Here is an 8,385-nt window from a genome sequence, read left to right on the forward strand (position 1 = left end):
CGACGATGTCGAAACCGCTGAAGAAGTCTTCGCATTCCTGCTGTGTCAGGAAATCATTGACCGGCGGGTCTTCCTCCTCAAACTCGATGTTTACTCCGCGGATCTGCTTGAGGGAGTACATCCAGGAAGGCTTTCGGTAGAAGTGCGATATGATCGCGCGCCCGCCCGGTTTCAATACCCGGCGTATCTCATTGATCGCAAGCTGCGTATCTCCAGTCGCGTGGACGACGCCATTTGCCCAGACGGCGTCGAACGTGTTATCCTCAAAACTGAGATCGAGGACGCTCTCGACACGGACCTCCTCGGCCTTGACGCCCTCCATTTCAAAGTGGCGAAGCGTCATCTTGACCGCATTGGGTGTCAGATCCGTCGACGTGACACGCACACCGCGCTTGAGGAATTCCAGGCTGTCAAAGCCCATACCACAGCCTATCTCGAGAAGATGTTTTCCCTGAAGAAGTTCCGCCTCTCGATCTATGCGATCCATGATCCATGGAAACTTGTACGGGTTCATCCACTGCTGGATGTGGACGAAGAACTCCCGGCTTCCGATCTCAATGCTGTTATCGGTAACGTACTGGAGACCGAGTGTGTGCTCATTCCAATATTCGTAAATGGATTCGCGGACTCTGACGTCCGCATCCGTAGGAGCTGTGATTCCTGACATATTCGTTAGTGTTCGTTCTCCTGATTATGATTCTTCATCGCGACGATCGCCGCCCGACAGTCCGACAGGCCTTCTTCCAGTGTGTATCTGGGCGCAAACCCGAGCTCGCTCCGCGCCTTTGAAATATCGAATCCATTGTTGGTGTTGAAGAACTCGAGAGTGCGTCGTGAGACCGGCGGGTCGACACCGATTATGGCGGAGCCCGATTCGATGACTCGTGCCGCCACCTGCCCGGCAAGGTGCGGTACCCGAATCCACGGTTTCCGAAGTCCAAACACACTGCACATCGTGTCTATAAGGTCCGTTGTAGCCACGACCTGGTCACCGCCAATAATGTACGTCTCGTTGCCCGCAACGGGTTGACCCATAGCGAGGTCGAGGGCCTGCAACAGATCCGTAATGTATATGGGATGACGAACGTTCGCTCCACCGCCAATCATAGGAAAGGTACCCTTGCGAAGCGCGCGGTAAAGCTTTTGTGTACGCGGACACGTTGCTCCATAGACCCATGTCGGTCTCAGGATCACGGCAGGCAGTCCGGTTCGGTCGCAAAAAGCTCTAACCTCCGCCTCACCCGCCAGCTTGGTCTCTCCGTAGATTGATTGCGGGTGGCACGGAGACTCTTCGTCTGCCGGCCAAAACTCCAGGTTACCGTATACGGAAACCGAGCTGACGTGAACATAGCGCTCGACACTTTCGGCGACGGCAATACTCATGAGATCGCTGAGTCCGCGGACATTCACATCCCAGTACACTTCGTCACTCAGTTTTACGTCAAGGTGAGCACTGGCAAGATGGACGACGACATGTTGACCGCGCATCAGCGATTCAGTCGTGCCGATGTCCCGGTAGTCCATCGTATGTCTTTCGAATGCGGAAGACGAGCCTCCAGTCGGGTACCGAACATCGACGCCCGTGACCTGGTGTCCGGCGGCGGCCAGGTGTTCACAAAGCTCAAGTCCAATGAAGCCACCTGCGCCGGTGACGAGGATCCTCTTGCTGCTCATGCAGGGACCTCATCCTTGCGGCCCTGCACCATGACGACGTATCCCGGAGAGAAGAACAGCAGTCGATCCAATTGGGATACGAGCCAGAACAGAGGATATACTGCGGCATACATCCTGTAGGTCTTCCGGATGGACTGAATCTGGTCCAGCGTCTGAGGTGCGATGGTTCCGGTCCTGACGGGCTCGGGCCCTCCAGGGGAAAGCACTTTAACGTAAACAAAATTGATCGCGAGCTCGATCATTTCCGTAAAGAAGCGAGAAAAGGTAACGTCCCGGCCAGGCTCCAATCCCGAGGATTGCATAAGAGTGTTCAGCTCAAGCGTGCTGAAGCCGTCTCTGACGTGACCATACTTATCCTTAGTCATCCCGATCCAGTTCTTGATTCGATTCACGGTCCGGGTCGGATCTCCCCCGGGTACAGTGATCACAATACGGCCATTGTCCTTCATGATGCGGTAGAGTTCCGCCGTGAACAGGTCGGGTCGCGATACGTGTTCATGTGCATCAATTGCCACGACCCAGTCAAAGCTCCCGTCTGGATAAGGGATCTGGTCCTGTCTGGCAAGCAGAACGTCGACCCCGAGCAGATCGCTCATCTCGCCGATACCATCCGGTTCAAGGTCCGCAAATGACCATTCGCCCCCCAACTCTCTCAGGTAGTAGTTGATCGCCCCATTGTTGTCCCCGCATGTGACCAGAAGGCACTTCGCGTCTTCTCGCAGCGTCCCAAGAATATGCCGAAGGTGTTTCAGGCGAAGCTTCTTCTTGAGCGTCTTCTGAAACATCTGCAGCTGCCAGTGTGATGTTTCAGTCATGATTCATCGTCGTGGTAGTTCTGATCACCTTTCTAAACGGAGTCAAACGGATTCTTGGTGGGCCTTCGAGCACAGTTGTCCGTCGTCGGAGGGACTGTGTCGTTCTTCTGAGTAACTTACGCGGTAGACCGATCCGTCACCGGACTATAAGACCAGGAATCGAATGACCGTCAAGAACCAGCCGCGGTGGAAGTTTGTCGCGATTGCCGCGTTAATTCTGGGACTGCTCGCAGTTGTGGCCGGAGCCCTGATTTATCCGAGGCTCAACGGTCCGCGGCCCCCGGATCCTCACCGCTTTGACGCAAAGATCGCATCTTTCGGCGAAATAGACCGTGCGACCCCACCACCTGCCAATCCAATCCTGTTCGTGGGTAGTTCCAGTATTCGGCTCTGGCCAACGGACTCGCTGTTTTCGGAGTTCCCTATCCTCAACAGGGGATTCGGGGGATCTCACATCTCGGACGTCAATCATTTTGTGACAGAAGTCGTGTTGCCATACGCGCCACAGATAATTGTATTCTACGCGGGCGACAATGACGTAAACGATGGCAAAAGTCCGGCGAAAGTACTGAGCGACTATCGCAACTTCGTTTCATACGTTCGTGATGCGGGGCAGCGCCCGTTCATTCTATTTGTCTCGATCAAACCGAGCCCAAGTCGCTGGTCGGTCTGGCCGCAGATGGCCGAGGCGAATGATCTCATCCGTACATACTCTGAGTCCGATTCACTGCTCGGGTACGTTGATCTCGCATCGCTGATGCTGATTCCGGACGGGAGGCCGCGCAGCAGTTTGTTTGTGTCGGATTCCCTCCATCTCAGTGACGAAGGATATCGTGAGTGGACGGATGCCCTGCGGCCGGTTCTTGAATCGCTTTACTCAGAGTAGCAGTCGGTCGACATCCAGCTAAAGTGGGTGTTGATTCTCTGCAGCTCCTGCCGCCGACGGGGTTGATCCCATTCGAAGAGGGTCGATAGTTCGGCGGCCAGCGCCAGGGCGCGGGCCGGGTTATCTCCGATCGACGTCCGGCGGAGGATCAGATCGTCCAGATGCATGACGGCCTCCTCGGCGATGGTGCGCTTGAGCATCTCCCGCGTTGACGCGTCCAGCTGTTCCGGCCACCATTCGTACGCGTACCCGGTCTCCGCAGTCCGCTTGCCGATGGTCTCATCCCTCGGAATTCCGGCTGCGCCGTGGTCGGCCAAGCCCGGAAAGAGCCGCGACACCAGGCGGTGTGCGGTGTTTCTCGATGCCGTAAACCTGTTTCCCGCAACGCTGAATAAGCCTGTCGGGCCTCCCGCCTTGCCGTGATCTACAATGGAGGAATCGGAAGTCAGCTCTGTCGTCCGCTCGCGTTTGACCGGCAGGAATCCGGAAAAGACGTGCAGTATGTCGTCCGTTGTTAGCGCGATTCCCGGTACGGAATCGTTGATGTCGTCAAGGAAGGTGCGTAGCTCTGCCTCCGAGGGATCCGGTTCTTGGGATAAAGCGTCCCGACTTGCATGACCCGTACCGATCAACAGACGACCCTTCCACGGGTGAAGGAAATAGACCTGTCCGCCGGCATGAGAAGGTGCTACTGCCAGCGCATGATCGGAGAGAGCTTCCCGATCGAGGAGAACATTCCACGCGACCGAAAACCGAAAGAGCTCGGGATGGTCGCGGTCGAATGCCCGCCCCACGTCCCGGCTCCACGGGCCTGCCGCATTCACCACGAGAGGCGCCTTGAATCCAAGCTCTGTTCCGTCAACATGATCGACGGCGTACACGCCCACTACTCGCCCACCGGCGGTCATCAGATCGGATGCGGACACATAGTTCAGGACTACGGAGTCTGCCCGACAGGTTGCACGAAGGACCTCGATGATCAGCCGATGCGAATCGGGCATGCATGCATCGAACCAAAGTGCCCCGGCGCCGAGGCCTCTGGTTTCGACATCCGGATAGAGGCGTTTCACTTCCGACGCCGAGATGATAGTTCCCCGCGGTATGGATCTGTGGGCGGGAAGGCCCCTGTTTCGATCGACGGAAAGGAGGTGATCGATGGTCAAGGCCATTCGCATCACGCCCGGCCGACGCAGCCCGGCGTTGTATAGCGGCATCAGCACGGGCAGGGGTTGTACGAGGTCGGGGAACTGCTGTAAAAACCACCTCCGCTCGTTTACGAAAAGCCGATGTTGTCGGAGGTTCAGCCGCTGGAGATGTCGAAGTCCGCCATGGATGGTCTTGAGACTGTTGAAGCTGGTGGCGCTGCCGAAGTCATCTCTCTCCAGTAACAAGACGGAGACACCGCGGGCCGACGCCTCGAAGGCCAGCATCACGCCGTAGATACCACCGCCAACGACAATGAGATCGTATTCACGTTCGGCCGCGGCCGAAGGATTGCGCTGTAGGCTCCCTGGAGTCGTCATGCTGCTATCACGCCGCGCCGGTCTGTGTCTTGCCGTCGTACCATCTCTCGCTCCAGGCCTGAAAAACGATCATACTCCATAGCAAGTGGCTATGATTGGCCGTCCCCTGCAGGTGCTCCGACTTTAACCTTGACACCGTGTCGGTGCGAAATATCCCCTGTGTCGCCAGTCTTCTCTCATCCAGATACTCTTCCATCAACGGACGAAAACCCGTTCCTAGCCACGACTTGATCGGAATGCTGAACCCTTCCTTCGGACGGTTTGCACACTCTGGTGGAATCTGCCTGGAGGCTACTCGCTTGAGCAGGATCTTGGTCGACGTGCTCCGGACTTTCAGGTCGTCCGGAATCTGAAAGGCGAGATCAACCATGTTGATATCCAGAAACGGCACCCGTGACTCGAGCGAAACGGCCATCGACATGCGGTCAACTTTCGTCAGGATGTTGTCGCTGAGGTAGCTCTTGAAGTCAACATACAGAGAGCGGTTCACAGGCGTAAGGTGTTTCGCCTCGTCCAGCAGTCGAACGATATGGTCGCCCGTCTCTGTATTTCGATCTGCCAGGGCGTCGGGTGTGAACAGTTGCTGCAGTGTTGCCTCGGCGGCGAAGAGCCGCCAGCGTGCGTGTGAAAGCGCGGTCGAATGACCGGCACCCTCAACGAAGCGCTTCACCTTGTTGATCAGGCCTTTCTTTCTTGAACGTGGCCGAACGGCGCCGATTGTAGGCTCAAGTAGTCGCTGGCGGACCACTCGTGGTATGGCATCGTACAGCCGCGCGATGCGCGCGGCCGAATACGTCTCGTATCCACCGAAGAGCTCATCGGCACCGTCTCCGCTCAAGGCTACCGTAACGTGGCGCCGGGCCAGTCTTGAGACGAGGAAGGTGGGAAATATGGAGAAGTCACCGATGGGGTCGTCCAGGAAATGCATCAGGTCGTGGAACAGGTGGGCGACGTCGGGCCCGATAGTCTCCTGCACGTGCGATACGCCCAGGTGGCGCGCGACCCTCTGTGCCCAGTCGAGCTCGTTGTAGGACGGGTCCTCGAATCCGATACTGAACGTCCGCGCATCACCCATGGCCGACACAATCAGTGAAGAATCGACGCCGCCCGACAGGAATGCTCCCAGCGGAACGTCACTGACCATCTGCTGTGTGGTGGAGCGTCGAATCTGTTCGGTCACCATGTCTTCCCACTCGCGCTCCGGTCGCTGCGTCTCACCCGGGTACGTGGGAGCATTCCAGTACTGCACAGGTCTGGGATCCGGCGCACGGAGGTCTATGTCGATCATGGTGCCCGGCTCGAGCTTCCGGACCGAACGGAGAAGTGTCTGCGGTGCGGGGACGTATTCCCAGGCAAGAAAGTCAGCCAGCGCGTCGATATTCAGTACGCTGTGAACGAGGCCGCTGGCCAGCAAAGCCTTGACTTCGGATCCGAATACGATGTCATCCGGGCTGCAACAGTAGTAGAGCGGCTTGATCCCCACCGGATCTCGGACAAGCACCACTCGACCCGCCCGAACGTCGTGAAGCGCGATCGCAAACATCCCGTTGAGACGCCCCGCGAAATCTAGCCCGTACTCCTCATAGGCATGGACGATCACCTCGGAGTCGGACTCGGACCGAAAACCGTGACCTAGTCGCGAGAGTTCGCTCCTCAGATCACGGTAATTGTAGATTTCGCCGTTGAACACGGCGCGAATCGATCGGTCTTCGTTGAAGACGGGCTGCGCACCCCCCTCAATATCAATGACGGACAGGCGCCTCATTCCCAGAGCAACGCCGTTGACGATTTCGAGACCATCATCGTCGGGACCACGATGATGCAGCGTCTCTACCATCGACGCTAACGTTTCAATGGTGGGCGTTGGTCTACCCGAAAACCTGGCGATGCCTGCTATGCCACACATCCGTCGACTGCTTCAAGTATGATTTTCATCTTCCCGACGTAAGTCTCGCGCGAATACTTCTCGGCGTACAACGCGAGAGCGTTCTTCACCTTCTTTCGAGCCTGGTCTTGACTCGTCAACGCACGCAGGAGTCCGTCACTGAACGAGTCGGCGTCGGGCCTGACGAGAAATGCCACGTCCTCGTTCAGCGCCTGCGTGTGGGAGTGAATGTCGGTTGCAACGAGAGGAATCCCCGACGCGAGTTGCTCATAGACTTTGAGTGGCGTGTTGCCACCCACGGTCCTGGGTGATACGAGGACGCTGGCCTGTCCATTGAGATGCATCGCGGCAGCTCTTGATATCGAACCCGTAAAGTGGCATCGCGCGTTGATGTCGAGGTCTTGTGCCATGGCCCTGTAGTGGTCGATCTGTGCCGGTTTTCCTCCAGCAATCACCAGCGACACATCGTCTAATCTTGTTGCCAGCGCGGCAAACGCTTCCAGAAGAAGCTCAATTCCCTGATACGGTTCAAGCGTCCCGGCGTAGACGACCAGGCGATGGTCGCCAGGGAGCGGTATCGCGACGCGCTCTTCTTTTGATTCATCCCGTGGAGTGATCAGTTGGACAGGATCCAGCAGGGAGTTCTCGATCATGACATGCGGGCACCTGCCCTGCAGGATAGGTTCTGCGTAGTCGTACAGATCCTGACATATCGTGATAACCGCGTCCGCCGAACGCAAAGCCTTCTTTTCAAGAGCCTCGAATATCCAGATGATCAATTTCGATCGGGTGAACTCGAAGCTCTTCAACTGTTGTGGAAGCGACGAATGCATGTCGTAGACATATCGAAATCGAAATAGCGGCTTGAGCAAGACGCAGAAGAACACCGCTTCCTCGTGGGCATGAACGAAGTCGTATTTCCGCGTGAGAAGTAGCCCGACTGTCTTGAAGAACAGCCAGACGTCGAGAAAGAGCTTGAGCATCGAAGGTCCGACCTTCACGTTTCCGAGAACACGGAAGCGTGGAATGCGAACGATTCTCACCCGGCGTATGTCGATGTCCGCCCCCTCTCCGTACGTCAGAAGATCAATGTCGGCGTCTAGTTCGGCCGTTACGAGCGTGCGATAGTAAACGCTGAGCGGTGTCCCACGAGGCTGGAAGACCGGCTGTGGAGATATGACGAGCACCTTCATCAGGAGGTCGTCGTTGTTGAGTGTTTCGCTCGCTGCATGTTGAGCTGGTTGGCCAGGAATCGGACCGGAGTTTCGAGTTCGCCGAAGGTTCTGATGCTGTTGTTGCGGTCGATCAGCTTCTGTTTGAGATCTTGGGCTGGTCGATTGAGATCAAGATCGCCGGAGAGTGCAAAGCCGGCGCGCCCGGCTCGCCGGCACTCCGCCGGAAAGGGAAGTGGGTCGCTCCCGGGGAGGACGCGGAAGCCGTGCGCCTCAGCGTGTGCGAATAGTCGCGGACGAGGGCCGATGGCAGGTCTGTTGGCGTTGTCTCCCAGAAAGAACGAATCGGGACCAAAGTCGTCGAGTAGTTGACGCAATATCTTCGCGCGCGAACCGAACCACTTGCCGAACCCCCACGGTACGACGGCGA

General features: G+C 57.1%; 8 protein-coding genes. 2 read left to right on the top strand and 6 right to left on the bottom strand.

The window, feature by feature from the left end:
* The 3 genes from HKN37_03035 to HKN37_03045 form a co-directional block, all read right to left on the bottom strand.
* A partial coding sequence (locus HKN37_03035; GenBank protein ID NNE45617.1) for a methyltransferase domain-containing protein occupies positions 1 to 667 on the bottom strand: 667 nt, incomplete at its 3' end.
* Between the two features lie 5 nt (positions 668 to 672).
* A complete protein-coding gene (locus HKN37_03040) occupies positions 673 to 1,674 on the bottom strand; it encodes an NAD(P)-dependent oxidoreductase (protein NNE45618.1) in 1,002 nt (333 codons plus the stop codon).
* Entirely contained in the window at positions 1,671 to 2,489 is an 819-nt protein-coding gene (locus tag HKN37_03045) for a methyltransferase domain-containing protein (protein ID NNE45619.1), read from the bottom strand. The genes HKN37_03040 and HKN37_03045 overlap by 4 nt, the downstream gene beginning before the upstream one ends.
* A gap of 163 nt (positions 2,490 to 2,652) precedes the next feature.
* On the opposite strand from HKN37_03045, the gene HKN37_03050 reads away from it, so the two are divergent.
* Positions 2,653 to 3,375 carry a hypothetical protein gene (locus HKN37_03050; GenBank protein ID NNE45620.1) on the top strand — a complete coding sequence of 241 codons (723 nt, stop codon included), beginning with the start codon at positions 2,653 to 2,655 and terminating at the stop codon, positions 3,373 to 3,375.
* Here HKN37_03050 and HKN37_03055 read toward each other — a convergent pair.
* From HKN37_03055 to HKN37_03065, 3 genes are read right to left on the bottom strand one after another with little or no spacing between them, the layout of a single operon-like run.
* The gene (locus HKN37_03055; GenBank protein NNE45621.1) at positions 3,363 to 4,898 is read right to left on the bottom strand and encodes an FAD-dependent oxidoreductase; all 1,536 of its coding nucleotides are present in this window, start codon (positions 4,896 to 4,898) and stop codon (positions 3,363 to 3,365) included. The genes HKN37_03050 and HKN37_03055 overlap by 13 nt on opposite strands.
* A 7-nt stretch (positions 4,899 to 4,905) precedes the next feature.
* Positions 4,906 to 6,804 carry an asparagine synthase (glutamine-hydrolyzing) gene (gene asnB / locus HKN37_03060; GenBank protein NNE45622.1) on the bottom strand — a complete coding sequence of 633 codons (1,899 nt, stop codon included), beginning with the start codon at positions 6,802 to 6,804 and terminating at the stop codon, positions 4,906 to 4,908.
* The gene (locus HKN37_03065) at positions 6,792 to 7,976 is read right to left on the bottom strand and encodes a glycosyltransferase family 4 protein (GenBank protein ID NNE45623.1); all 1,185 of its coding nucleotides are present in this window, start codon (positions 7,974 to 7,976) and stop codon (positions 6,792 to 6,794) included. The genes asnB and HKN37_03065 overlap by 13 nt, the downstream gene beginning before the upstream one ends.
* 20 nt (positions 7,977 to 7,996) lie before the next feature.
* Between HKN37_03065 and HKN37_03070 the strand changes: the two genes are divergently transcribed.
* Positions 7,997 to 8,245 carry a hypothetical protein gene (locus tag HKN37_03070; GenBank protein NNE45624.1) on the top strand — a complete coding sequence of 83 codons (249 nt, stop codon included), beginning with the start codon at positions 7,997 to 7,999 and terminating at the stop codon, positions 8,243 to 8,245.
* The last annotated feature ends 140 nt before the right edge of the window (positions 8,246 to 8,385 follow it).

This window comes from Rhodothermales bacterium, from assembly GCA_013002345.1.
Taxonomy (GTDB): Bacteria; Bacteroidota; Rhodothermia; order Rhodothermales; family JABDKH01; genus JABDKH01.

Bases quoted from the DNA above. Each gene is read 5' to 3' on its own strand.
- HKN37_03050 (NNE45620.1), top strand. From the start codon at position 2,653: ATGACCGTCAAGAACCAGCCGCGGTGGAAGTTTGTCGCGATTGCCGCG.
- HKN37_03040 (NNE45618.1), bottom strand. From the start codon at position 1,674: ATGAGCAGCAAGAGGATCCTCGTCACCGGCGCAGGTGGCTTCATTGGA.
- HKN37_03045 (NNE45619.1), bottom strand. From the start codon at position 2,489: ATGACTGAAACATCACACTGGCAGCTGCAGATGTTTCAGAAGACGCTC.
- HKN37_03065 (NNE45623.1), bottom strand. From the start codon at position 7,976: ATGAAGGTGCTCGTCATATCTCCACAGCCGGTCTTCCAGCCTCGTGGG.
- HKN37_03055 (NNE45621.1), bottom strand. From the start codon at position 4,898: ATGACGACTCCAGGGAGCCTACAGCGCAATCCTTCGGCCGCGGCCGAA.
- asnB (NNE45622.1), bottom strand. From the start codon at position 6,804: ATGTGTGGCATAGCAGGCATCGCCAGGTTTTCGGGTAGACCAACGCCC.